Below are 25,534 nucleotides of genomic sequence, written 5' to 3'. Positions count from 1 at the left end.
GTCGAATCAGTCATCCCCTGAGTGCAGTTCTTTTAGTGTCCGGCGCACGGCATCGACCACCGCGTCGACCGTGATTGTAGCGCTGGTCAGTGTATCGAACTCGCCACCGCGCCGGTCCGGCGCCCAGCCCTCCGGCTCAGGGTCATTCAGGCTACGCCCGACGAACTGGCGCAGCCAGTCGCTGCGCCGAGATTCGATGCGATCGCCCAAACCCGGTGTCTCGCGGTGTTCGAGCACATCCACCCCGATCACCGTCCCGCCGACATCAACAGCGATAAGCAAACGGATATCGCCGCTGTAACCGCGCGGCGTCGTGACATCAACCACCGCCGCAACCGGCTCACCCGCCACCCGGGCCTGGTAAACGACCGCCTCCCGCTCAAAGCCAGAAACAGAGAGCGTGGTCGAATCGTCAAGCAGGTCATTGTCGTAGCTGTCGGCAGGCAGCATGCCAGTCACCGCAGACATGGCTCGTGCGGTCTGCTCCTGATCGATCCGTTCGCGGGTCAGCTCGTTGAGCCCGGCAAGCGCGATCGCCGCCGCCAGGCCGATCAGGGCCAGCACCAACCAGGCGGCATTGGAGGGAATCATCGAAAACGGCATCAGGTCCAGACTAGGCCGGTGCTTGAGCGATACGGCGTCATTTACACTGGCCGTGATTATAATCCCGGCGGGATTAGCGTTTCTCCAGAGCGCTGTCAGTACGCTTGTCGGGAGTTACTTCTCCTCGTCGCGAGAGTCCGCATTCGGTTGATCCGACCAACACTGCTTGAGCCACTCGATTGCGCCGGGAGTGTTCTGCCACAGTTTCTTGCAGGCCGCGGCATAGCAGATCGCCTCGTTGTTGTCGCCAAAGCCCATGTAGTCAGGCGGTTGCCGGGGCAAGCGCCGCCGTCCGAACAGATAGGCCGGTACAAAGCGATTGCATTCAATCGCTGCCCGGCAGTCCTCGGCGCTGGCCTGTGTTGCGCCCTGGTGGCGAAAACTCAGCAGGGCCCGGTTGTAAGCCCATTCAGCCAGTATGTCCCGGTCATATTCCTGCAACAATTCCCGGGCTTCCTCATCACGGTCGCATTCGATCAACACCTTCAGCAATCGGTAGCGTATGCCCTGGTTGTCGGCCGGGTTCAGGCGCAATAGTTCGCGATAGTGCGCAATCGCCTCGCCCGTTTCCCCCATTGCCGTCAGCGCATCGGCCAGCCCGGCGCGCGAACGCATATAGGGTCGGGTTTCGAGCAGGCCCCAGAAGTGGCCGACATCCTTCTTGAATGCCTCCTCGCCCAGCGCTCGTTCTCCAGCCGCGACGCCCTCTGCATAGCATAGAAAAGCCTCCCTGGCCGAGCTGGCGACCGTTTCGGCAAGTACCACCCAGCCATCAGCACAATCGCCCCACAGTTCCAGTGCCTGTTGAGCCAACTCGGCACGACGATGCGGGTCAGGGGTCTCCCAAGCCTGAAAAATCAGCTCCTCAGCCCGCTGCTGATTTTCTGGTGTGGCATGATCCTGATCGGCTTGCGCGGCAAGCAAGCGCTCCATCGACCGGAAATCCGGCAACGATTGACCAGTGGGCTTCTTACGGCGGCGAGCGGAATTCTTGCGTCTTTTGCGCGACTTGCGGGTGTTTTTGCTCTTGGGCATGGATCTGAATCAACGTGGCATAAACCACCCAGTTTACAGAGGTTGGCCAGCGCTACGGGGCTGGATCCGGGCTTCAGATGCGATGAACTGCGCTCGAAGATCGAAGCGCCCCTTGGGATTCGGACAGGAGTAATATGGGCCTGGGACGCATACGGGAGCCTGGACATGTGGAACGCAATCCGAGCCATTCTGGCACTAGTGGCAATCACGCTCGCATCGACCGCCTGGTCGAGCTGCAACCTGTCATCGGCGCGAATCGGCAACATCCTCATCAAAATTGGCGATACCGAGCGCCGAGTAATCCAGGCCGATCCGGACCGGGAAGTGCAACTCGAAAGCCAGCAGGGAGGCGCCGCCGGATTCCGCTTCGACTTCCATCAGCGAGACGTCACCATCCAGGTTTACGTGCGAAGCGGTCGAGTAACCCGAATCTGTCACTTGCGTGGCTGATTTTCTGCCGGGCCTGGCGGGGCGTGGCGGTCTGGCCGATGCCGGGATCGAAGCACCAGCCGGCCCCATGAACCTGGGGGGCAACGCGCATACTAGCCCGATTGTCCCGGTAGGGGTCAGAGATGATGGTGCGGCACCGGGCCAAACCGGAACATCCCAATCAGCGGAGCAAGCAGGGCGAATACGCACATCCCAAGCATCCTGACCAGGAAAGACATGCCAAAACGATAGCATGAGTGACTAAAGTGGGCACGGACTTTTCTCGCACTACGGCCGGCAGAATTGAATCGCCGATATCAAATCGGATAATCTCGACTTTCTGGTACGACTTGGAGCTTGGACATGCGTTCCACTCACATCGTCATCGGACTCGGGGTCTGGCTGGGAATCGGCCTGTCCGTGGTCAAACTGGGAGCCGTGTCCGAAAGTTCCCTGGCCTGGTGGCTGTGGTTCGGCTTGCCGGGCCTGCTCGTCATCGGCGGCATGGCGATCAGCTTTGCGCTGGTGGTGATACTACTGGCGTTGTCGTTTGCTTACCCACCGCATCGGTGATGGCGCCAGCGAGAAGATTCAACGCTGCCGTCACACACTGATCCAGATATTCGAAACTCTGGAGAACCACTCCTCCGCGACCGTCTTCACCAGATCAATGAACTTGTGCAGTGAGAACATTTCCTGTCTGCACGGCAAGCGCCTTCAATCCCACCACTTGATGGCCTTTTGGCAAGTGATTCATGCGGTTGATCTGGTAGTGTTGAGCAGTCACACGCCAAGTCGGTGAGCAGGGCAGGCCAAGCCTTGCGAGTGGCACCGTTGCACGTGTTCTGTTCCCTCAGTCGGCGACGGCCAGCCCGGCATCCACGCACCGTGATGCGCGCCATTACGGTGGCTCTGAGCGTTACTGAATGACCCACATGTCTCACGAAGCCTGCTCGGGGTAGATGCAGGCATCACGAGCGCAGTAGATTCGAGCCAGTTGATGAATGAGCCAAGCGGGTGGCCGGCTGTCCACCATCACCGCGCTTTTCCGACAAAATCGGTAGGTTACTGGTCGCTGGCTCGCCGTCCAATTTCCAGCGGTCACTTGGCTCTACGTTAACAATATCACATGGCAAATTCGGCAGTCTGAATCGTGTTCGACACAGAAAAAGTCCAGGCGGCGCTGGCCGATCTACGAACTTTCCCTCGCCTGCGCGGGGGGAGACAAATGTCAGCGACAGGCCGGTTGTTGTTGATCAGGAGCCTCCCCGCGGGCGTGGGGAACACCCGTCTTCACCCAGGATGGTGTCAACGAATCTACGCCCCTTGGGTGTGATCTTGACCAGCCGGACTTTCATGTCCATTGGGTCGGGTTCCGAGGTAACGTACCCCGGACCCTTTTCCTTTTTGGATGTCCACTTAGTCCACGATTGGACCAGCTTGGTGGTGTTCGACCCGGAGACATCCAGTTCTTTCCGGATTTCCGACAGGTAAACCCCACTGTCACCGGCCAGGTATACGATCAGCAGCGTCTGCAGCCGGCGCAGGGTCATGTCCCCCTCCAGCGCACGAAGCGTCGCTACTTCGTCCAACATTTTTCTTGCTCTTTTCATGTAATGGCCTCCACAGTTCAATGACACGACCGAACACAAAGATTCTGTAGAACCCACCATCCTTCGGAAACTGGGGGTGGGCAAACAGTCGCTACTTCCAGCCTTTGTAATGGACCTGTGCCATCTCGTAATCACGTCCGATAAAGAAAGAGGGTTCATTTCCGCGGGCGCGGAGAACACCAAATGGGGTGGCATTACCGAAACTCAAGTATCGTTTCATCCCCGCGGGCGCGGGGAACACTCGACACCAAACACGGACGCATAGCCCGAGCTTCAATGAGGCCCCGGCGTTCAGCCGGGGAAGACCGCGGAACTCTGCCGTGGAGCCGCCCCAGAATGTCGCTTCAATGAGGCCCCGGCGTTCAGCCGGGGAAGACGCTCGGCTTCCAGCTATTCCAATCTCCCAGCCTGCAAAGCTTCAATGAGGCCCCGGCGTTCAGCCGGGGAAGACCAGATCGGGCAGCGCTGCCGCCTTCTTGAGTTGGAGCTTCAATGAGGCCCCGGCGTTCAGCCGGGGAAGACCTTGTACGCTTGGCTGCGGGGCTCGCGTGGCAGGTCGCTTCAATGAGGCCCCGGCGTTCAGCCGGGGAAGACCTTGACTGTGTTCGTGACGCAGCAAAACCTTCACTGGTGCTTCAATGAGGCCCCGGCGTTCAGCCGGGGAAGACGAGTCTATTAGTCATTGCATTTGTCTCCTAGATTCTTGCTTCAATGAGGCCCCGGCGTTCAGCCGGGGAAGACTTCGCGGCGCGCGCGATCAAGTCGGCACAGTAGCCAGTGCTTCAATGAGGCCCCGGCGTTCAGCCGGGGAAGACGGTCAGGGACTTAACTGGATATTTTTCAATCTTCGGCTTCAATGAGGCCCCGGCGTTCAGCCGGGGAAGACGGCCCGGTTCGGCCAGCTGCATAACCGACTAAAGGAGCTTCAATGAGGCCCCGGCGTTCAGCCGGGGAAGACCGCTGAATCCCGCCTTGAGGATTTGCGCGCCATGCTGCTTCAATGAGGCCCCGGCGTTCAGCCGGGGAAGACCCCGCCGTGGGCGCTCTGGTAAACCCGCACGGCGGCAAGCTTCAATGAGGCCCCGGCGTTCAGCCGGGGAAGACGGGCTCCGGATATTTGGGTGCGCATTGCCCAGCATTTGCTTCAATGAGGCCCCGGCGTTCAGCCGGGGAAGACCACGCCCGCGAAAAGGACATACCACTCATTGCCTTCAGCTTCAATGAGGCCCCGGCGTTCAGCCGGGGAAGACCACAATCGGAGTGAACATCTCCGCGGTGCTTTTCCCACGCTTCAATGAGGCCCCGGCGTTCAGCCGGGGAAGACGATGAGGAAAGTGACAGTAATCATGCTACTGAAAAGGGCTTCAATGAGGCCCCGGCGTTCAGCCGGGGAAGACAACTCTGCGATCCGAGGTGGGCGCGGCCAGAGGATGCGCTTCAATGAGGCCCCGGCGTTCAGCCGGGGAAGACCTGATGATGAATGAAGAATTTCGATCAATGCAAGCGCTTCAATGAGGCCCCGGCGTTCAGCCGGGGAAGACTGCTGTACCTCGGCACTAAGAGCCTCATCGCCGGGGTGCTTCAATGAGGCCCCGGCGTTCAGCCGGGGAAGACGGTCATGTAAGCACTGCCTAGCGCCGCTGGAGAACCCGCTTCAATGAGGCCCCGGCGTTCAGCCGGGGAAGACCAGGCACGGCTAGTGAATGCCGCCGCCATCGGTCGGCATGCTTCAATGAGGCCCCGGCGTTCAGCCGGGGAAGACAAGTTGTCAAAGATACGAATACCGAATGCGCTGGAGTGCTTCAATGAGGCCCCGGCGTTCAGCCGGGGAAGACCTATCCAAGGTTGCCACAGGCGAAACGGTCAAGGCTGCTTCAATGAGGCCCCGGCGTTCAGCCGGGGAAGACGATGGGTAGTCTGTCGGCGGGACATCGGCATTCAGATCGCTTCAATGAGGCCCCGGCGTTCAGCCGGGGAAGACCAGTAGATCGAGTATTCAACGGCAACACCACCGAAGCGCTTCAATGAGGCCCCGGCGTTCAGCCGGGGAAGACGCTGATGCTGAAACCCCGAACCTTTCCGCTATTCCTGGCTTCAATGAGGCCCCGGCGTTCAGCCGGGGAAGACCAGGGAGCAAAGCCTGGGCACTGCCATGACCTGGATGCTTCAATGAGGCCCCGGCGTTCAGCCGGGGAAGACTTCTTCCGGGTCCCATCTCACCTTGGGGAATTCACAGCTTCAATGAGGCCCCGGCGTTCAGCCGGGGAAGACGGCGCTTAACTTTCGCCGTAGTACAGCGGCAGATCGGGCTTCAATGAGGCCCCGGCGTTCAGCCGGGGAAGACATGCTCTGGATCTGCCCCTCAAGAAAGACTTGAATCGCTTCAATGAGGCCCCGGCGTTCAGCCGGGGAAGACGGTCGACCACTCATCGTTCATGGCGATGTCTTTGAAGCTTCAATGAGGCCCCGGCGTTCAGCCGGGGAAGACGCCCTTGCCGAAGGACTCCATGCTGTTCGGGTGGGTGCTTCAATGAGGCCCCGGCGTTCAGCCGGGGAAGACAAATCCTCAACTGCCCTCAAGGAAGCAGCGAATGGCACGCTTCAATGAGGCCCCGGCGTTCAGCCGGGGAAGACTCCAGACGACGAAAGGGAACAAGTGTATGAAACCTGCTTCAATGAGGCCCCGGCGTTCAGCCGGGGAAGACTGCTTGCCGCGTCCGCGTTGAAGCCGTTGTTATGTGCTTCAATGAGGCCCCGGCGTTCAGCCGGGGAAGACATGTCGCCGATGATTACCGGGCCGGCCAAGTTTCCCGTTGCTTCAATGAGGCCCCGGCGTTCAGCCGGGGAAGACGCCGCAATATTTTGGTCTATTTCTGATGGCTTGCTGCTGCTTCAATGAGGCCCCGGCGTTCAGCCGGGGAAGACAAGCGGATGAACTTGAGCAGATTACTCAAGGCTCTAGGCTTCAATGAGGCCCCGGCGTTCAGCCGGGGAAGACCGCGCCACGTTCGAGATGCGGGCGCTGACCCGAAGTGCTTCAATGAGGCCCCGGCGTTCAGCCGGGGAAGACGCGTTAATGAATCAATCGAACCGGAGAAAAACAAGTGCTTCAATGAGGCCCCGGCGTTCAGCCGGGGAAGACGACCAAACATAGTGTTCCCACCTGATGACGCTCTATAGCTTCAATGAGGCCCCGGCGTTCAGCCGGGGAAGACGGCACTACAAGAAATTAGCCCACAGCCCAGACTCCACGGCTTCAATGAGGCCCCGGCGTTCAGCCGGGGAAGACCACTACCGGAGTATTGAACCATGAACGCAACAGCCGGCTTCAATGAGGCCCCGGCGTTCAGCCGGGGAAGACGCGCGACCGGCCGGATCTATACGCCCGATTGAAGGCCGCTTCAATGAGGCCCCGGCGTTCAGCCGGGGAAGACAGTGCGAGTCTGTACATATGCGTCACTTTTGATGCTGCTTCAATGAGGCCCCGGCGTTCAGCCGGGGAAGACGTCAGTTGCTGCATGGACTCGAACTCTGCGGAATTGCTTCAATGAGGCCCCGGCGTTCAGCCGGGGAAGACGTGGTGTAGATGCTCATGATTCGCCCCTTGCTTTGGCGCTTCAATGAGGCCCCGGCGTTCAGCCGGGGAAGACGACTTCACCGCACCAAGCAGACCACAGCCGGGAGCCGGCTTCAATGAGGCCCCGGCGTTCAGCCGGGGAAGACGTCAGCGTAGCTGATTACCGCGCAAGGCTGGCTCGGCTTCAATGAGGCCCCGGCGTTCAGCCGGGGAAGACTGGTGAAGTGCCGTTCGAGGTCGAGCATTCGGCCTATGCTTCAATGAGGCCCCGGCGTTCAGCCGGGGAAGACCGTTTTCGGCCGGGGAGACCAAGACCTGGTATCTCGGGCTTCAATGAGGCCCCGGCGTTCAGCCGGGGAAGACGAAGATCCCGACGGTGACATGGGCAGGATGCTTTCGGCTTCAATGAGGCCCCGGCGTTCAGCCGGGGAAGACGTAATCGCGTCGGTCAGTGCCTCGGTCTGACGCCAGCCGCTTCAATGAGGCCCCGGCGTTCAGCCGGGGAAGACCAGGCCTTTCATTACGAATGGGAGTCACCTTCGTCGCGCTTCAATGAGGCCCCGGCGTTCAGCCGGGGAAGACCTGTTATTCATACATGATCCCCATGCTTATCCCCATCGCTTCAATGAGGCCCCGGCGTTCAGCCGGGGAAGACTGCCCCCTCTGTGGGCGCCCTGTGGCGCTGGGGACAAGCAGCATTTTCGAGCACTTGGGCCGGTTTTTCAATATCCGGGCTCGATGATCGGCCAGAGTGCTTTCTCATCGTTTGTAACTCCATGTTGTTAAAGAATATTGCTCTCTTGCGAGCGCTGCCGGGGCTTCCGGCAGCGCCGCAGCGCTCGCGGCGCGACGGCAAAAAAATCAGACGATCACCGGGCCTTTCTCGACAGCCTTGAATGATTTGCCGAGGCTGACGACCCTGGGATCGACCTTCGACGCCAGGCCCAGATCCATGATGATGATGTGATCTTCGTCGTGATGCATGATTTCGTCGAGCATGGCAATCAACTCCGCATGACGCATCGGGTTGAGGCGGCACTGAAAAACCGAAAGCTGCAACCATTCTCCATAGCCATTCATCAGGCGAAAGACTCGCCGCCAGCGCTTCTGGCAGGAGATGTCGTAGGCGACGAGATAAAGATGTTCCTTGTCCATCAGCGGGTCATGAAGTTGGGGTATTCGCGAATCTCGCCCATCAGGAATCTTGCCAGAAGTCGCGCCTGCACTTCCAGCAGGCGGCGATAGCTGATTCGATAGCCGAATACGGGGTGGGTGACTTTCTGGCTCATTCGTCGCTCGAATGCTGCAATGAACCGTTTGCGGCCGGATGGGGACAGATTCACGCTGCCGGCAGCAGAGACAAAGTCGCTGGGACGCACTTCGCCATTGTTGACGGCCGTCAGTACGGCCGAGTCAGCCAGCAGTGGACGAAACGGCTCCATCATGTCCAGGGCAAGTGCCGGGCGGCCGTATCGCGGTTGATGATAGAAACCCCGGTAGGGGTCGAACCCAACGCCCGACAGGGTAACCGACCAGGTGCGCGAGAGCATGGCATAGGCAAATGACAGCATCGCATTGATCGGATCGGTCGGTGGACGGCGATTGCGCCCGTTGAAGTCGAATTGAAATTCCGACGTCTCGTCATCGCGACGGATCATGTCGCCGAAGTGTCGAAAGTATTCCGATGCGGCTGTGCCCTCGTAGCCCAACAGTTCATTGAGATCATCGGCACGACTGGCCTTGTCGGCAAACTGTCGCAGCCGACGCATGAGCTCGGTCGGCTTGTCTTCCCGCCGCCAGTTGCGACGCATCAGCGTTCTTGAATTGAGGATCTTTGCCCGGACCAGTCCTCGCGCCAGATAGTGACAGACCTGCGTGTCAAAGCTGCCCTTGTACTGGGCCATTCTCAGCTCGACATTCTTGTGGCCCATGCCGACACTATGACCCAGGAACCAGCCACCGTAAGAGTGCCAGGTTATGGGGATCTCCCGGCGCATCAGTTCATGCAGGGTCGGAGTGGTGATATAGGCGTTGCCCATCACGACAAGCTGTGAAACCTCGATGAGTCGGGCGGTGGCGGCACGTTCCCCGTCAATGCTGACTTCCAGTGTCTGACCCTTCTTGGAAACCTTGGCGTTGTTGGCTTGCACATACAACGGTAGCGCATGCACGGCGCTGGCCGCCAGAGGTCGAGGCTCACTGTCCGTTCCCCGCAACAGGTTGATCTCGTCGGGCAGGCAAATGCCGACCAGCGAGCAACGCGGGCACTTGGGGCTGTCCTGCAGCGGTGGCGGGATGCGACTGGTAGCGGCCACAAGGCGCAGGCCGTTGATGGCCGACAGTGTTTGCTGGCGCAATTCGTCATCGAACTTGACCCTGACGCGTTCGCGTGACTGGGTAAAGTAGATGATCCCCTCGTTGCATTCATATCCCTGCTCTTCAAGGATCAGGCCCTGGGCGCAGACCTGGATGCGCTCGGGCTGGTAGGCGCCTTTCGATACATGCGGGCGCTTGCCGCGCTTGTATTCCACCGGTGTGACTTCGTTGCCCCGGCCTTCGACCAGGTCGATCCTGGCGATGATGCCGAGCCGGTTCGACGACAGCGTGATCGAGCGCGCGTGGAGCTTGTCATCGTCTTCCCGTTCGTCGGCTTCAGGCAGCTTGCCCTTGCGCCGGTCAACCCGCCGATGCTGGTAGCGGCCATCGACGGTATCGGCCGAGTCGGCCCATTCGCCCTGCACCCATTCCAGGTAGGCCAGGCGCGGGCAGTATTCGTACTCGTTGACCATGCGCACCGGCAACAGCGGCAGATCACCGGATAGCTCGGGGAAGGGCAGGGGCAGTTCCTGCTGCGTTTGCGGATGGCTGCTCATTTGTCTCCCTGTCTCCTGCCGCCCGGATTGATAGTTTCACCATGCCGTATTACACTTGTAACACGTAACGGAACACCCCGTGGGTGATCAATGAGCCATTTGAGTGTGCGTTTGCCAGACGAGATCGAGCAGCGCCTTGACCGTGAAGCCGAACGGACCGGTCGAAACCGTTCCGACCTGGTGCGCGAAGCCGTGGGGCAGTACCTGACACAAAAGGAGCGAGATCGCATGATCGAGGAGATGAAGCAGGCCGCGCGGGTACTCAGCAGCGATCCGGATGCCATCAGAGCGTCTCGCGAACTGGCCGAGGAAGGCCTGGAGGACTGGATCGAAAGCATCGAATGCGAGGAACGGGCCGCAGGCGTTGATCGGGATGAGAAGTGGTGGGAATGATGCAAAGGGGCGAGGTGTGGGTCGCCAGCTTTCGTCCCTGGCGCGGCAAGGAAGTGGGCAAGGTCCGGCCCTGTGTGATCATGCAGGCCGATTGGCTGACTTCGCAGAACTTCGATACCGTGCTCGCGCTGCCCCTGACCTCGAAACTGCTGCCGGGGGCCGACTCGTTGCGCGTGGAGATTGCCCCGCGGGAGCGCTTGAAAAAAACCTCCTGGGTGATGAGCGAGAAACTTCGCGCCCTGGATCGTTCGCGTTTCGGTCCCGGCCCGCTTGCTCGCCTGACCGAAGAAGAGCTTGCTGCCATTGAACAGCAACTGCGGGCGGTTTTGGGGATGTTGTAGAGGCGCGCTCCTTGGCGCTCCGGCTCGATTCAGCCGGATGAAGCCGCAAGTCTGCGGTGATGCGTTAGTCTTCATCTCTCCTGGCAAACAGACCCAGCCCAAAGTGGCAGCCAAATCCCAGGGCGAGGGGGCCCGTTACGGGTTCGGAAAAACTCAGTCGCCAGAAGCTGCCACGCGTGTCCGGCTGAGTGAGTCCCCGCTTGCTGCGGAAACGGTGAAAATGCACCGAACGTCTTAGCTTGCCGTGAATCATGACTGCTGGAAGCGGTTCGACCGCCGGTTGGGGCAGGCCACGGATACGGCATTCCCTCAGGATCTGGTCTTCAATGTCGAAACGTTTCTTGAGGTGCCAGGGGTGCAGGTAGGGCGTGGTCGAATACCAAACCCGGCTTTGACCAACATGCCGACTTCCCGATATCTGTCCTGCTGTACCGTATTGCTCCAGCATGACCTGCCATTCGCCACGATTATGCGCCCACAGCCGGTCGAGACGGTCAATCAATTGCAGGGCATCGCCGGCCAGTCCGGCTTCTGCATGAATGATGAGGTGATCGATATGACCATCGTCATCCGAGTCTTCGGGCAAGTAAAAGGCATGGCCGTGGCGATTCCCCTTGGGCATGTCGTGCCCGGATATCACCTGCGGTATCCGTTGGTCGCCATTGCCTTTGCTCGACCGGGCCATGAGTGCTTTTCGAACAAGCTCACCGATTCGCACCGAGTCTTCGACGCGCGGCAGGGGGGTGCCCGTGAGGGTGAGCCGGGCGGTTGTTACCGCGTCTGGCGACTGCTTCCGCCTTGACCGTCGGGGTTGGGATGCCGTCATGAAGCAGCCATAAGGGCGTTGGTAGGTGATAAACCGCGCACCCGGCGGCACGCTCCAGCCGGCCTTCTGAAGGTCACTCGTCTCCGCCCGGAGCGTACCGGCCAGTGTTTCCGGCAAGGTATCCCGGATCTGCCGCAGTGCTTTTTTGAGCGTTTTCGCGTCAAGGCCATACTCGGCGACGATTCCCTCCCGCCAGGGGCCGTATTCCGCCGGCGGGACCGGTGCAATGAGTTGCACAGGCTCCAGAGCCTCGCCGGTCTCAGTATCGATGGCGATGGCGGAAGGCCGGCAGTTCGCTTCACCGTCCCAGTCTTCCAGCATCCGTGCTTCGACCCAGCTTTCCGCTCGGCCCAGAAAGCCGAGGTCATCGAGCAGTCCGTCCAGCAGACTGCGCTGTTCGTCGGTAAGTGACACGGGCCAATCTGCCACCAGTTCGTCCTTCGGATCGATGCGTGCAAAGGCGTCGAAGATAAGAGCAGTATCAGGTTTGGTCTTCGCCTTGTTATTCGGATCGGGTATCCAGCCTACCCGGCGTCCATTTGCATCGAAGGTCAATCGCGCAATGTTGGATTCAGCCTGGGGCATGTAATGGCGGCTGTGGGCACGAATGGCGGGGGGGAGCCGGTAGGCGGGTAGTTCACCGGACAGCGCCTCGATGAGGGCGTCCAGCGTCTCCACTGCATGGCACTCTTCCCAGCCCTTGCGGTGGAAGGTCGCCACGAGTGCTCGGAGGATACGCCACGGCGACGGCGGCCATTCCACCTCGGCTTCATTGACATGGTGGCCCCACGGAGTGGCGTGGTAACGCCCTGCGGGGAAGCGGAAGGCGATGGCGACCATGACTATTTCCTGTAGGTAAGTTCGGTAATACGGGGGTCGTTGAACAGCCCTCTTTCGGCGGCGGTGTCAATCAATCCCGGCAACTCCCCTTCTAGCTCGGTCAGCTCCGGCACCTCGAAGTCTTCCGGCCGGGTAACGTGCAGTGCCTGGCACTCCAGATCACAGGCCGTGCGCAGCCGCAGCCCGGTCTCCAGAAAGCGGCGGACCTTAAACAGCGCCAGTGCCACCAGCAGCCGCTCTGCTGCTTCACCCAAGCGGAAGGCGCGGATCTGCGCTAGGTCCACGTTGAAGTAGGCCTTGATGCGTGGGGCCACGTACTCGTCGCGGGCGTATATAACGTTACCGTACCCTTCCTTGGCCGTTTTTCCCTCGCCTCCTTTGGTGGGTTGTACTCGGTCCAACTTGGCGCCGCCACTAGCAGCCACTTGTACATCCTCGGCTTCAATGAAAGACGAAAGGCAACGTGGCAGACGGACAACTCCACCGATCTTTTCCAAGAATACGCCATGAAGCAGTGACGCGGCGTCGTACTTCATCAGTACTGGTGGTAACTGCCGTCGAGCGTTATACGGAGCCTTTTCCGAAAAACCTACTTCTTCCTTGATTGGCTCAAAGCCATCCGCATTTACGATATAAGGTGAGTTCAGGCGGTGGGCCTCCAGCACGGAGGTGGTAAGCGTCTCACCTTTTGGGTCTTTTACCCGCACGTAGGGCAGACCTTGCAATGGTGCAATCCAGTCCTCGCTGGCGTCATCCCAGCAGACGGCTTCGAGTCGATTGGCCATGCTCTGGGCAGATTCGACAAGCAGCATTCGTCCGTCACCGTCAGGAGCCGCATACTCGGCCGCACCCAGATCGGGAAAGCCGGTGGGCTGAAAGCGCGTGCCCTGGACGGGCCGAAGGTCGGCTTCAAGCAACAGGCGCGGCGCATCGTTCAATGCGTGGATATCAATGGTCATGGTGTGATTCCTCCGAGGTTTGTCATGTGGTTTCGTTGCTTTCGGTTCTGCGTTCCCGGGGAAGGAGCCTGGCCAGTTCGAATCCGGAAACGGGGGCCAGCAAGGCAGCGAGAAGCCGCATTCCGTCGACTTCCGGTGCCGAAATGGCTGGCAGCGGACAACGCACTCCGGCGGCCCGCAACCGTCTTCGGGCAATGCCGACAGCACCGGAGAGATCGTTGGTCACTATCCGCCGCACCAGCTCGCCGGGCAGTGGCAGGTTGCGGTCGGCGGGAAGCAATCCGGCCTCCCTGAGTTGAGCGTCGGTGCAGAAGAAGGGCTTCAGGAGGCGGTAGACGGCAGGCACCGGAAAGTCCATTTCGCGGCGTTGCTGTCCACCGCGTGGCAGTCTGATCAACGCCAGCCCCGGTAGCAGTGCAGCAATTCTTGCGGTGTCCAGATCGCCGGCCAGCCAGCGGGCTACAGATGCGAGACTGCAGGTCCGTGTGAAGCGAAACGGCTTGTCTTCAAGATCCAGGCGGTCCGCGGCCAGCAGTCTCTGCCGGGTCGCATTGGCCAGGTTGCTCTCCAGTGGGCCCTGTCCCCAGACATTCAAGTGGCTCTTGCCCTCCAGCCAGGCAGGGCGACTTTTTCCGTCATCCGGTGCCAGATGGACGCGCATTGGCAACCGGGTTTGCATGCGACCATCTTCAAGGCTGCGACCGTGCAGCCCGGCCAGTGCGGCAGCAATGGCCAGTTCGTCGCTGCCATCGTCGGCCAGCCAGTCCGGTTTGAGCCAGGGCACCGGTGGGCAGTTTCCGCCATTGGGATCACGCGCCGAAGGGCTACGCGCCAGGTACAACTGGATCTCTCCGAGAATCGTCAGCAGTCGTTGGGTGGCTTTTGTGCGGTCGTCGGAAGCCTGCGCAAGCTCGAAGATGCCATCTTCCAGCAGGCGCACAAGGGAGCGTACGCTGGCACTCGCTCCCTTGCTGCGGCCAAGTTGTCGGAATCGTTCCAGCCAGTGACTGCTGCCTTCAAGATTGGCAATCAGGTCAGCTGCCGGGTTGCGGCGAACTGCTATGCGATTGAGGGGAGTGGCCAGGTAGGCTTTTCCGGAGCGCATCATGAAGCCGTAGCGCTGAAAACCTTCAAGGCCTCTGTCGACACCCAGCCTGGAAATGGCCCGAGCAAAATCCAGCCCGTCTTTTGCCGGGCGCCTGCCAATGGTGGCTCGACCCTCGGAGAACAGAACATGGAGTTCATTGAGGCTGCAAGGGCTGGACCATATAGGCAACCAGATTTCGGCACGTGCGGGGCCTTCGTCACTCAGTGCGGTGCCACCTGAACCGGAGCCGGTAGGACGTACGGTAAACGGATAGCTCAGGGTGCCTTGCTGCGCGCTTTCCAATCGCCGTGTGGCGGTCGCGGCAAACATCAGCGCGCCCTCGATCATGAGAATGAAATCCCACGGATTGATCAGTGATCCACCTTCGAATCCTGCCGTCGAGTTCGGGCCGCCTGCATTGCCGGGAGCAAACTGTCCAATGGCAGCTGAGGCAAGTTCCGGTATGGGTTGGCCAAACAGGGCACCATCAAGCCAGGAGCCTGCCGGTTCCGTGGCTTCGCCGGTGTCCGGGTCAATGACCTCGAGCAGTCGCTGCATAAAGTTATTTGTGAAGTCCAAATTGCCGTCGTTGCCGCCAGTGCCCAATAATGGCGGGAAGTTCAACTTTTCTCCAGACAGCATCAAAACAGCATCGAATGCTTCCAGTCCCTTATCGGAAAGATCACCGCGTAGTGCTTGTGCCAACTGGTACTTTTCCTCGTCCCCGGGTGCTTTCTCATAGCCAAGATTTTGAATGATTTCCTTGGCTTGGAAAGCTGCTTGCCGATAATCAGCCAAACGAATAGCATTCCCTGAAAGGATTGTGTCTACGGCGCGCGTAGCTTTAGTTGGCTCTGTTCGACGTCCTGTTTTCTTTCGCTTGCCGGTATCAGGATCAACCTCCTTTAGCTTTTCCTCGCGATAGTAAAATCCACTGCCACCATTCCAGGGTGCCAGCACCGGTGTGGGTCGATAGCGTTGCAGCAGAAATTCTCGCAAGTCATCCCGGTCGAGTTCGGTCACCAATATGAATTGGTCTGCGTTCCAGTACCCACATGCTTGTGGGTCAACCTGCTCTGCAATGAGCCTGAAAGCGCCCAGAGCCTTGAGATAGCCAGCCAGCGGGACGGGGTTGCAGCCCGGCAGTGGTAGTACGCTGCGGGGAGGCGGAGCCTTGTAGTGGGGGTGGTCCTCAGAGTCTCGAGCTTGAGCAGCTCCATCCGCTGACGCCGTCCCGTGCTGATTTCGGGAGGCGAGCTGTCGCGCAGTTTCCGTTAATTCGTCGAGCTCCTGTAAACGCTGTTCAACCGAGAGCCCCAGTGCACGCCGAAGCTGCGCCTTGCGACTGCCTTCCCAGGTGGCTGCATCCCAATTGCGTTGGTCGCTCATTCCTTCTCTCCTGCTCCTCGTTCCTGGAGTATCCAGCGCAGATGAGTGACGTCATCCCGGTCCCGATCTCGACCGACTTGTTCCTTCATGTCAATCAGGCTCTCGATGGAGATGAACGGGACATCGACTCCGGCGCCGATTGGATGAATCTCGGCCGATTCGTGCTCCGTGTCGAAGTCGAACGGTTCGTCAACGAATACATCCACCGTTGTTTCCGGCCAGTTGTCATTGAACATCGAGAATACCGTCATCCCTTTCTCCTTGATCCAGCGCCGGCGCTTGTCCGGGTCAACGAACTCCTCGGCCTGAACCGGGACGCGTGGCTTGTAGCCCAGACTCGTGAGGGTTTCCATGGCGGCTCGGGCGTTGTCCTCGGACAAGGCAACAACCAGGTCGAGATCCTGGGTTGCCCGGATGTATCCGTAGCTGTTGACGGCAACACCACCCACGACCAGGTAGTTGACGCCAGCTTCGTTAAGGGCTCGGCATATGGTCTGGATGGTGGATAGTTTCATGTCCTGCCCCCGGATCCCGACTCCGCGCGACTCGCTTTCCAGTCTGCAATGCGGACCAGTGCCTCGAGCCAGGCCAGTTCGAATGGCCCGTGCAAGTCGAGCAGGCGGTGTGTTCGTTCAGTCCAGGATGGCCCATCGGGTCCACGACCCAGTTGCATGAGGTCCAGTCTCAACTCGGTCTCTGGCACGGTCATTCCGTTAAGTCTGATCTCCGGGAGTCGATCTCTATCCCATAGACCACGGGAAAACAGTCGCTCCGGCTCAGGGGGGGAGGGTTCATTGGGCAGCGCACGCAGCCGCATGCGGATCCTTCCATGATGGGCGCAGATCAGGTAGGCAATCAGGTCCTTGTGATCGGCATGGTCTCCGTGCTTCAGCCATGCCAGCATGGAGGCCAGCTCGTGGCGGAAACCCCTGCGTACAATGCGGTTTCCATCCTCGTCGAGGACGTGATAGTCGGGTCTGCCCCGGCCGCCAGACTTGGCCAGCATCGGGGATGTTCCAGGCTCGTAGTCGGGCTGGATGCCGCGTTGGAAAGCCTCGTGAGCCTTTCCAAGGTCGTGCCAAAGGTCGGCAGTCGCAGCTGCCTTTTGCTGCCAGGCAGGCAAGTCCAGTCTATCGGCCAGAAATCTGAGTTCGGCCTCAGCATCCTGCGAATGCTCAGCGAGTTCGATCGCCTGCCCTATGAATGTGAGCAATTCAGCATCGTTTGATTCTGGCGGTTCTTCTGTCCGCTCGACTGCCTGGGTTATGACATCGACGCTGCGTTTGGCATCACGATCAAAGCCAAGTTCTCGGTCATAGCCCCCGTCAGCAGACCTGAGGAGCAGGATCTGTCCCGGGCGTGGCTGTCTGGTGGGCTGCCAGCGTTCACCCAGTGGGTCCCAGGCCCAGGCGTCTCGTCCTTTTCTGGAAAGGAATTCCTTGAACTGTCCAAGGCCGGCTGGACAGAGCTCATCCCGAGCAGGCGAAATCTCGGTATCTGGCTGGCCAGTGAAATCACGCCAGAAGACCTGCAGTTGTGGGCTGCCGGGATCACGAATGTATGGTGAAACATCGACATCGAAACCTGACAGGTCTGGATCGGTATCGAAAAGTTGCATCAGGTCCTTGTGTCTCAGAACGGGATACAGCGGCGCTGATTCTTCAAAACGGGGGAGGTTCGAAGGGCAGGCCGAATCCAGCTCTTTTACACGCTGTCGGGCATTCTGCAAGGCCTCACTCGTGTACGGTGCAGCCTCGCCGGCATCGTCTTCGATGTCGATCCAGTAAACCCGGGCCTCCTGGTGCTCACCGTGTCGATTGCAGCGACCGAACCGCTGTACCAGGGAGGACCATGGCGCCAGTTCAGTAAACAACACCGCACTGGAAATATCCACGCCCGCCTCAACTGCCTGGGTGGCAATGACCACTCGTCCACTCCCGTCTTTGGCGGGATCCTGCTGCAATGCCTTTTCTATAGCCTTTCGTTCCGGAGGGCGAAAGCGCGCGTGCAAAAGTAATGTGTCGGTGTCAGGCAGTTGCTTTCGCAGTGCCTTGTAAAGCGCCTGGGCACGTTCCACTCGATTGACGATGACCAGTGTTTGCTGGCCATCATGGTGTGATTCGGCCACTTCCGCTGCCAGTGACTGGATATAGGAGGCTGCCTTCTTCTTCGCCGTCTCCTTGGTGAGGCAGGTCCTGGACGGCAGCAACGACTTTTCCGCGTTCAGCCGTCTGGTGACTTCATTCTCCTTCCTGTCATTATCCGTGAGCCCTGATATGGTCAATTGGTCCATCCGGTCTCGAAAGTCCACCGTGGCAAGCCACCGGGAATCCAGTGTTGCGGACACCCAGAGGCTTCTTGCAGGCTTGCTTGTCCCATGGCGATGGCGGAAGGCATCAAGCTGGGCGGTTGTCGGCAGGGCAGGCCCCATCAACTGGACCTCGTCGTAGACCCACAGGGCGTCGTTGTGCAGCAGGCCGAAATGAACTGGCCATTGGTAACGACTCATGCCGTAGCCTCGCATCAAGGCACGCGACAGCAGCATGTCCTGGGTACCGATCAGAATGGCGTCTTCATCAGGAAAGGATGCCCACTGCGCTTCTCGCAAGGACGGCTCTCCTCCCATCAACAGGCTAACGGATACCTGCCCGTCTCCAGGTTCTCCGTAGCAACCGAGCTCCTTTAGCCAGGATTCGACATTTGTGCGAGTTTGTTCGACCAGTACCCGCATGGGCAGACACCAGACCAGCCGACGCGGTATCTCGCTGTCCTGTAGCTCTCGGCGCCGGTACAGCCACGCCAGGGTTACCGCTGCGGTCTTGCCAAGTCCGGTGGGGACATTGAGAATGTCTGGCCAGGCCCCGAGTGCCAACTGTTCTTGAAACGGATAGGCGGCGTGTCCAGTGGCTTTTCGAAAAAAATTGCTATATCCCATGGCTCGAATCGTAGTCCAGCCGGCAGGTTTGTGGCCGGCATGAGTCAGTGTGGAATGAAGGACAAGAGAAAGCTTCGGAGTTTGGGGGGCGCGAGCTCCTGAGGTTCCGCGGGAGAAAGTGTTTCCAGCAGGTCCCCGGCGAAGGCATTTCGGAATGAGCGGTAGCCATGCTGGATAGCATGGCAGGGCGTGTTCTCAAAACCTGAGAATGGGGCTTAGAATTTCTCGACGTGGTGTTGGTGTTTGAGTCTGGTAGTGACCAGCGAAGGCCCATGGTGTCTCCCTTGTCCATTTGGTGGCCGGCGATGTGCATCCGGCCTGTCGGCACGCCCTGGCATGCCGTTTGATCGCTGGTGGTTTTCCGGGGATGAATGTAGTGGTTATGCCCCTTGCTTTGCCAGCCTATCACGCCTGAACCGGGGTTCCCAAGAGATCCGGGAGTCGGATGATTGCAATGCCAGTGTCCATGACTAAGGATTTGCGGTGTCGGAATGCCTATTGCCAGGCTGGTGCTTGTGAAAGGACGCGTGATCATTGCCTGATCCAATGAGGCCTACTGGCGGTAGGTGTCGAGGGTTCTTTCAAGCGTTTCGGCGACGGACTGTCGAAGTGACTTGGGGCGGACGACTTCGACTTCCGGGCCGTGGCGCAGGATGTCCATGATCAGTTCGGTGGGGTTGTTGTAGGGCAGGGTCAGTTCGTAGTGGCCGTCGGGGAGCCAGCGGCCGGCCTGGTCGGGGTGCCATTGTTCTTCGGCCAGCCAGCGGGCGCGTTCGGGGCTGCAGCGCAGCACCGCCTGGTGTCGGCCGGGGCCGGAGAAGATGCCGTAGGCATGTGAGAATGCTTTGAGTTCGTCATCGCTGATTTCATGTGCCGGCTGTTGCAGTGCTTCCAGGCGTTCGATCCGTTCGAAGGCGAAACTTCGCATGGCCTTGCGACGATGGCACCAGGCATCCAGGTACCAGTTGCTGCGGTAATGGGTCAGGCGCTGGGGCGAGACTTGTCGTTCGGTGTGCTGGTCGGTGCCACGGGCATGATAGGCGATGGCCAGTTGCCGCCGACGCATCAGTGCCGTGCAGGCCTGGCGAAAGCGGTGCTTGTCGACTGGTCGGGAGCCGGTCTGCTCGATGCGCACCCGCCTGACCAGGTCGCCGCTGCCGGCACGGCGGTGTTGGAGGATGTTGCCGATCCGCCGCCTGAGCGGTGCGATTTCCTCACTGAGAATGCCGGGTTCGACCTGGCTGAGCAGGTGGTGGGCCGATAGCAGGGCGTGCAGTTCGGAAGCGTTGAACCACAGTCCGGGCAATTCAAACAGGCCGGCCTTGCCGTCATCGGCCAGCAGGTAGCCACGGCCGCGCATGGTTGTTATGGGTGCGCCGAACTCTTCGCGCAGTTTCTGGATGGTGCGCTTGACAGTAGGCTTCGAGCACTCCAGCCGCTCTGCAAGCGACTGGAGTTGAATCGGCGTGCGTCGGTCGCGAAGGATGCGATAGAGATCGTAGAGGCGATCGAATTTGTTCACTGCCGCCCTCCATTCGGCAGTTGGCACGCATGGAAGTATGTCACGTCTCAGCGCAATCCGCGAATCTGCTCCATGGCCGATTGCAGTCTTTCAAGCTGATCCCATGCGACGCTGGCGGGCTTGTCGTGCTCCTGCCGGTTCGTGCCAGCATGATTGACTTGCTGCTGTAGCGCGACCCGGGCCTGATCGAGCGCGTCGCTGTGGCCGGACTGACGCGGATTGCCGTTGTCCGCCACGGAGTGGGGGCCGACACCGGTTTGAACATAGGCTCGGCTGGCGACGCGGTGGCCAATGAAAGGCAGGCCGGAAGTGGAGGGTTCATCGTCCTTCTGGTAGGTCCAGCTGATGCCCTCCATGCGATCCTTGGTCATGTCGAACACAAAGAGCTTGTAATAGTTGGTGGAACTGTCCAGAAGGATGGAAAACACGCCCTGGTCGGGCATGAAGCTGGCCACGGCGATGCGGTCGCTGCCTCCATCGCGCACACGCCCGGCGAGGAATTCGTTGCCATCGTTGTCGGTCATGCTGTCGTCGAAGTAGATGCGGTCGCCGAAGTAGACGCCCAGGCCACCTGCGGTGAAGTGGAACTCGCCGAACAGAAACAGGTTGGGCTGGTCGAAGGCGAATCGCCAGTACTGCCTTTCGATGGGGATGGATTCGCCGTCCCATTGCACCGTTGCATGCACGGCCGAATGGAAGTCGATGGTCACCGTGCTGCCAGCGCCGCTGACCACGCCGGGGGCAGAGTAGGGACAACCTGGACACTGACCGCCTGCGAACTCGACGAATTCGCCGCTCATGCGTCCGGTGGCATCGTTGTAGCGGCCGTTGGCCACCCACCACAGCGCGCTGCCATCGGGGGCGTAGTGGAATGCGGCGATGAACATCTCGTCGTCCTGCATTTCGATGTTGAAGCCCCGGCCGGATTCCTGCGGGTTCCACCACCAGCCGTCGACTGGATGGAAGGCCCACAGGATTCCGGGCAGGCAGAGTGCCGCCAGGGCGGCGATGAGTATTGGCAGGCTGTATCTTTGCATGGTGCGTCCCCTGATACTGATTGACGATGAGGTCAGGTATAACAGGGGGCGGGATCATTTCCTGATCCAGAAAAGCCAGGAATGGAATCACAAGCCGGATGGATGGCGAGAAAAGGCCCGGTCATTGGCGGGGCCTCGTGGTAATCAGGCTGGTCGAGAATGCAAGGGTTCTACTTCTCTGAGAACCGCATCCCCATCGTCCGATGCAGCAAAAGTCTTCAGATCGTAGTCCCGCTGCAGGTTCATCCAGAATTCTGGTGTCGTTCCGAAGTACTGAGCCAACCTGAAAGCGGTGTCTGCAGTCACTCTGCGGCGTTGCCTCACAATCTCATTCATTCGGGTCGCATCAACTCTCAGACCCTTCGCCAGCGCATTAACACTCATATCGAGCGGTTCGAGAAACTCCTCCCTGAGAATTTCACCAGGATGGATTGGTCTCATTCCGTTGCGCATGAATTGATCTCCTAGAAGTATACGTAGTGACGTGTCCAAACTTCACGTCAGTGGTGGTCGTCCATATAAACCTCCGTGGCATTACATGTTTCTTCGTCCCATTCAAACACCAGACGCTGTTGCCGATTGATTCGAATGCTCTATCTGCCGTCGAGTTTGCCGCCAAGGGTTTCAAGTCTGTTCCCGGGGGGGCATCCGCAAATCCTCCACACGTTCAGCGCTGTGGAGCATCTGTAGTTTTCTCTCGGCCTGTTCGCGGAAGGCTCGAAATTTTTTGCAACAGCCGTTTCCCATGAACAAGGCCTCTGTGTCCTTGCAGGCGGAAGCTCTTAACCATGAGGATTTAGCGTACTGCATTAAATGCTAGACATCAAACGGGTGTTGCACTTTGCTGTCCCAAGAGGGAATTGCCCGGTACAGCCATTCGGTCGGAACCGCCCGCGAGCTCAATGCCCGTAGGTTCTTGGCCGGGTCAGGCGGTCGATGAGCGGGGCGGCCATGTTCATCAGCAAGACGGCGAAAGCCACGCCGTCAGGGTAGCCGCCCCAGCGGCGGATGGCCAGGGTGAGGATGGCGATGCCGGCGCCGAACAGGAGTTTGCCGCGGATAGTGGCCGGGCCGGAAACCGGGTCGGTGGCGATGAAGAAAGCGGCCAGAATCAGTGCGCCGGCGAACAGGTGTTCGGGCGGGGCGGGGTGGATGTCGGGGCCGACCATCCACAATGGCGTCGACAGGATGATGGTGGCCGCGATCACCGCCACGGGCACGTGCCAGGTGATGACGCGCTTCCAGACAAGATAGATGCCGCCGATGGCGTAGAAGTTGGCAATCCATTCCCAGCCTACGCCGCCGAAGTCGCCGAAGACCGGGTCGCTGCGGATCTCCGACAGGCTCAGGCCCTGCTGCACGCCGGTGCGGATCTGGTCGAGCGGCGTGGCCAGGGTGATGGCGTCCCAGCTTGTGGCGGCCGGCAGGCTGCCGGTGAGGATGGCCTGTGCGGTTTCTGCCAGGCCGGGCAGGCCGGGGGAGAGCTGGCGCGGGGCCAGCCACTGGCTCAGTTCCAGCGGGAAGGCGATGATGACCGCGGCGAAACCGACCATGGCCGGGTTGAACAGGTTGTAGCCCAGCCCGCCATAGAGATGCTTGGCGATAACGATGGCAAACAGCATGCCCGTGGCGGTGATCCACCAGGGTGCGAGCGGCGGCATGCACAGCGCGAACAGCACGGCGGTGACCACGGCGCTGTAGTCGCCCAGAAACAGCTTTACGGGCCGGTTTCTGAGCTTGAGCATGATGGCCTCGAAACCGACTGCAAAGGCCACGGCCAGCGCGATCTGGAACAGGATGCCGTAGCCGAAGAACCAGACATGCGCGGCAATGGCCGGCACCAGTGCGTATAGCACCTGGCGCATGGTATCGGCCACCGTGACGGTCGGCGGCAGGTGCGGTGCGCCTGCTAGCTTGAACTGCATGTCAGGGGTGGTTGTTGATTCATGGCTTTTGCGCCGGGGATGCAACCCCGGCCTACCTCTTGCTTTTTTTGTTTTGGGCGCGTTCGATGGCGGCCTGGATTTCGTCCTGGGCCTTGTCCGGTTTTTTCAGTTTCTCTTCTCGTGCCTTGCGGCGGGCGGCGCGTTCGGCCTTCTCGCGCTCCAGTCTTGCCTCGCGTGCTTCGAAGCGGCGGCGGGCCAGGGCGGCACGGCGCTCGTCGAGTTCGCGCCGGATCAGTTCCTGGCGTCCGTGGCGGAAGAAATCGACCAGCGGGATGTGGCTGGGGCAGACCTGCGCGCAGCAGCCGCATTCGATGCAGTCGGCAAGGTTCAGCTCAGTGGCACGGTCGTATTGCTCGGCTTCGAGATGTCGATACAGCATCTGCGGCAGCAGGCTGGCCGGGCAGACGCTCACGCACTGGCCGCAGTTGATGCAGGGCAGGGTGGGTGCGGTCGGGGCCACTTCTTTCGAAGTGAGCGCGAGCAGGCAGTTGCTGCCGCGGCTGACCGGGATGTCGTCACGGGCCAGCGCGGTGCCCGACATCGGGCCGCCAAGCACGAGACGGCTGACCTTGTCGCGGTAGCCGCCGGCGGCTTCGATCAGATGGGAAAACGGCGTGCCGATCAGCGCCAGCAGGTTGCAGGGTGCTTCGATGCCCGGGCCCGTCACGGTGACGATGCGCTCGATCAGGGGCCTGCCGTCGATGACCGCGTCGCGTGCGCTGGCGGCGGTGGCCACGTTGTGGCAGACCACGCCCAGGTCTTGCGGCAGTCCGCTATGTGGGACTTCCTTGCCGGTCAGGGTCTGGATGAGCTGGCGCTCGCCGCCTTCGGGATAGAGGGTGAGTACCTGGATGATGCGCACGATGTCATCGTGATCGATTTCGCGGCATGCGGCCTCCAGCCGCTCGCGGACCGCGCCCATGCGATCCTCAATGGCAATCACCACGCGCCGTGCATCGGCGGCCCGGGCGAGCAGGAGTCCACCCTCGACGATGGCCTCGGGGCGCTCGCGCATCAGCATTTCGTCGCAGGCGATGTACGGTTCGCATTCCGCACCGTTGAGGATGACGGTGTGGAGGTCCGGCCAGTCGCCGCGCAGTTTGGCGGCGGTGGGGAACATGGCCCCGCCCATGCCGGCCAGGCCATGTGCATGCAGGTGATCGATGATGTCGCCGGTCGGGCGCTCCTGCCAGTTGTCCAGTGGCCGGAGCGGGCCCCATTGATCTTCGCCGTCTGAATCGATAATGAGGCAGCGGCGCGTGCCGCCGGGTGGAAAGGCAGCCGGGTAGTCGACTACACCTCGGGCAGTTCCGGAGGTCGGCGCATGCACCGGCACGATGAAATCGTCGCCGCTGGCGGTCAGCGGCTGTCCCTTGAGTACTTGTTCACCTTTCTGGACGATCACTTCGCCGGATTCGCCCTGGTGCTGGCCCAGCGGCACGTACAGCCGATCGGGCAGCGGCGGCTGGCGAACCGGTGCCTGGCAGGCCATCTGCTTGTGGTGCTTGAGCTTCAGTCCACCAGGGAAGCTGAAGACCCGGTCGCCCGGCAGAGTTTCAGGCATGAGAGGCCTCGCGCACGCGAATGGGAATGGGCTGTGGGCGGGGCCAGTTGGCCGGCTGTGGCCGCTCGATCAGGTCGATGCAGTCGACCGGGCAGGGTTCGATGCACAGTTCGCAGCCGGTGCATTCTGCCTCGATGACGGTATGCATCAGGCGTGCCGCGCCGACGATGGCATCGACCGGGCAGGCCTGGATGCACAGTGTGCAGCCGATGCAGCGGTCTTCGTCGATGACCGCGACCATCGGCGGTTTGTGCTCACCGCGCGATTCGTCCAGTGGTTTGGGTTCGGTGCCGAGCAGTTCGGCCAGCTCGCGCACGCCGGCCTCGCCGCCGGGCGGACACTGGTTGATGTCGGCCTCGCCGCTGACAATGGCTTCGGCATAGGGCCGGCAGCCGGGATAGCCGCACTGCGCGCACTGGGTCTGTGGCAGCACCTGGTTGATGCGCTCGGCCAGGCTGTCTTCATCCGGCGCCAGCCGCCGACCCAGCCAAGCCAGCAGGGCACCGGCAGCCAGGGTCATCAATCCGAGTGTGGCGATGGCGTAGAGCATGGATAGTTGGCGAAA

Annotated in this window: 20 protein-coding genes and 1 CRISPR repeat array; of the genes, 4 read left to right on the top strand and 16 right to left on the bottom strand. The window is 60.4% G+C overall.

The features are described from left to right. Positions 1 to 6 precede the first annotated feature (6 nt). Together IC757_RS10570 and IC757_RS10565 are read right to left on the bottom strand one after the other, a co-directional pair. Positions 7 to 591, bottom strand: coding sequence for an RnfABCDGE type electron transport complex subunit G (locus tag IC757_RS10570; RefSeq protein ID WP_190974288.1), 585 nt, complete (start codon positions 589 to 591; stop codon positions 7 to 9). Between the two features lie 126 nt (positions 592 to 717). After that, on the bottom strand, positions 718 to 1,536 hold the full coding sequence (locus IC757_RS10565) for a tetratricopeptide repeat protein (protein ID WP_190974287.1): 819 nt from the start codon (positions 1,534 to 1,536) through the stop codon (positions 718 to 720). Positions 1,537 to 1,803: 267 nt separating this feature from the next. Here IC757_RS10565 and IC757_RS10560 point away from each other — a divergent pair, with 267 nt between their 5' ends. Together IC757_RS10560 and IC757_RS10555 are read left to right on the top strand one after the other, a co-directional pair. Further along, positions 1,804 to 2,088, top strand: a complete 285-nt coding sequence (locus IC757_RS10560; protein ID WP_190974286.1) for a hypothetical protein — start codon at positions 1,804 to 1,806, stop codon at positions 2,086 to 2,088. 342 nt (positions 2,089 to 2,430) lie between these two features. Next, positions 2,431 to 2,640, top strand: a complete 210-nt coding sequence (locus IC757_RS10555; RefSeq protein WP_190974285.1) for a hypothetical protein — start codon at positions 2,431 to 2,433, stop codon at positions 2,638 to 2,640. 683 nt (positions 2,641 to 3,323) lie between these two features. On the opposite strand, the gene IC757_RS10550 is transcribed toward IC757_RS10555, so the two are convergent. From IC757_RS10550 to cas1, 3 genes are all read right to left on the bottom strand, one after another. After that, positions 3,324 to 3,680, bottom strand: coding sequence for a MarR family winged helix-turn-helix transcriptional regulator (locus tag IC757_RS10550; protein ID WP_190974284.1), 357 nt, complete (start codon positions 3,678 to 3,680; stop codon positions 3,324 to 3,326). A 270-nt stretch (positions 3,681 to 3,950) separates the two neighbouring features. Beyond that, positions 3,951 to 7,912: direct repeats of the CRISPR family, unit length 36 nt; unit sequence GCTTCAATGAGGCCCCGGCGTTCAGCCGGGGAAGAC. Between the two features lie 206 nt (positions 7,913 to 8,118). Continuing rightward, positions 8,119 to 8,412, bottom strand: a complete 294-nt coding sequence (cas2, locus tag IC757_RS10545; protein WP_190974283.1) for a CRISPR-associated endonuclease Cas2 — start codon at positions 8,410 to 8,412, stop codon at positions 8,119 to 8,121. Beyond that, positions 8,412 to 10,130, bottom strand: coding sequence for a CRISPR-associated endonuclease Cas1 (gene cas1, locus IC757_RS10540; protein ID WP_190974282.1), 1,719 nt, complete (start codon positions 10,128 to 10,130; stop codon positions 8,412 to 8,414). Before cas1 ends, cas2 begins: the two co-directional genes overlap by 1 nt. A 90-nt stretch (positions 10,131 to 10,220) precedes the next feature. Between cas1 and IC757_RS10535 the strand changes: the two genes are divergently transcribed. Next, positions 10,221 to 10,523, top strand: coding sequence for a ribbon-helix-helix protein, CopG family (locus IC757_RS10535; RefSeq protein ID WP_190974281.1), 303 nt, complete (start codon positions 10,221 to 10,223; stop codon positions 10,521 to 10,523). Continuing rightward, positions 10,520 to 10,864, top strand: coding sequence for a type II toxin-antitoxin system PemK/MazF family toxin (locus IC757_RS10530; RefSeq protein WP_190974280.1), 345 nt, complete (start codon positions 10,520 to 10,522; stop codon positions 10,862 to 10,864). Before IC757_RS10535 ends, IC757_RS10530 begins: the two co-directional genes overlap by 4 nt. A 64-nt stretch (positions 10,865 to 10,928) precedes the next feature. Here IC757_RS10530 and csb2 read toward each other — a convergent pair whose 3' ends face one another. The 11 genes from csb2 to rsxB form a co-directional block, all read right to left on the bottom strand. Beyond that, on the bottom strand, positions 10,929 to 12,530 hold the full coding sequence (gene csb2, locus IC757_RS10525; RefSeq protein ID WP_190974279.1) for a type I-U CRISPR-associated protein Csb2: 1,602 nt from the start codon (positions 12,528 to 12,530) through the stop codon (positions 10,929 to 10,931). Positions 12,531 to 12,532: 2 nt separating this feature from the next. Beyond that, positions 12,533 to 13,489 carry a type I-U CRISPR-associated RAMP protein Csb1/Cas7u gene (gene cas7u, locus IC757_RS10520; protein WP_190974278.1) on the bottom strand — a complete coding sequence of 319 codons (957 nt, stop codon included), beginning with the start codon at positions 13,487 to 13,489 and terminating at the stop codon, positions 12,533 to 12,535. 22 nt (positions 13,490 to 13,511) lie between these two features. Further along, complete coding sequence (csx17, locus tag IC757_RS10515) at positions 13,512 to 15,965, bottom strand: type I-U CRISPR-associated protein Csx17 (RefSeq protein WP_190974277.1); 2,454 nt, start codon at positions 15,963 to 15,965, stop codon at positions 13,512 to 13,514. After that, complete coding sequence (locus tag IC757_RS10510; protein ID WP_190974276.1) at positions 15,962 to 16,480, bottom strand: nucleotidyltransferase; 519 nt, start codon at positions 16,478 to 16,480, stop codon at positions 15,962 to 15,964. The genes csx17 and IC757_RS10510 overlap by 4 nt, the downstream gene beginning before the upstream one ends. Then, a complete protein-coding gene (gene cas3 / locus IC757_RS10505; RefSeq protein ID WP_190974275.1) occupies positions 16,477 to 18,900 on the bottom strand; it encodes a CRISPR-associated helicase Cas3' in 2,424 nt (807 codons plus the stop codon). Before cas3 ends, IC757_RS10510 begins: the two co-directional genes overlap by 4 nt. Positions 18,901 to 19,453: 553 nt before the next feature. Continuing rightward, positions 19,454 to 20,422 (bottom strand): helix-turn-helix transcriptional regulator, encoded by a 969-nt coding sequence (locus IC757_RS10500; protein ID WP_190974274.1) that lies wholly within the window; start codon positions 20,420 to 20,422, stop codon positions 19,454 to 19,456. A 47-nt stretch (positions 20,423 to 20,469) separates the two neighbouring features. After that, positions 20,470 to 21,459, bottom strand: a complete 990-nt coding sequence (locus IC757_RS10495; RefSeq protein ID WP_190974273.1) for a hypothetical protein — start codon at positions 21,457 to 21,459, stop codon at positions 20,470 to 20,472. 144 nt (positions 21,460 to 21,603) lie between these two features. Beyond that, positions 21,604 to 21,900, bottom strand: coding sequence for a HigA family addiction module antitoxin (locus IC757_RS10490; RefSeq protein ID WP_317977225.1), 297 nt, complete (start codon positions 21,898 to 21,900; stop codon positions 21,604 to 21,606). A 458-nt stretch (positions 21,901 to 22,358) separates the two neighbouring features. Next, the gene (locus IC757_RS10485) at positions 22,359 to 23,384 is read right to left on the bottom strand and encodes an RnfABCDGE type electron transport complex subunit D (protein ID WP_190974271.1); all 1,026 of its coding nucleotides are present in this window, start codon (positions 23,382 to 23,384) and stop codon (positions 22,359 to 22,361) included. Positions 23,385 to 23,436: 52 nt separating this feature from the next. Beyond that, positions 23,437 to 24,969, bottom strand: a complete 1,533-nt coding sequence (gene rsxC, locus IC757_RS10480) for an electron transport complex subunit RsxC (RefSeq protein WP_190974270.1) — start codon at positions 24,967 to 24,969, stop codon at positions 23,437 to 23,439. Then, positions 24,962 to 25,519, bottom strand: coding sequence for an electron transport complex subunit RsxB (gene rsxB, locus IC757_RS10475; RefSeq protein WP_190974269.1), 558 nt, complete (start codon positions 25,517 to 25,519; stop codon positions 24,962 to 24,964). Before rsxB ends, rsxC begins: the two co-directional genes overlap by 8 nt. Between the last annotated feature and the right edge of the window lie 15 nt (positions 25,520 to 25,534).

Origin of the sequence: Wenzhouxiangella sp. AB-CW3 (assembly GCF_014725735.1) — a bacterium.
In the GTDB taxonomy this organism is placed as follows: Bacteria; Pseudomonadota; Gammaproteobacteria; order Xanthomonadales; family Wenzhouxiangellaceae; genus Wenzhouxiangella.
This window is presented reverse-complemented; position numbering and strand designations above follow the sequence as displayed.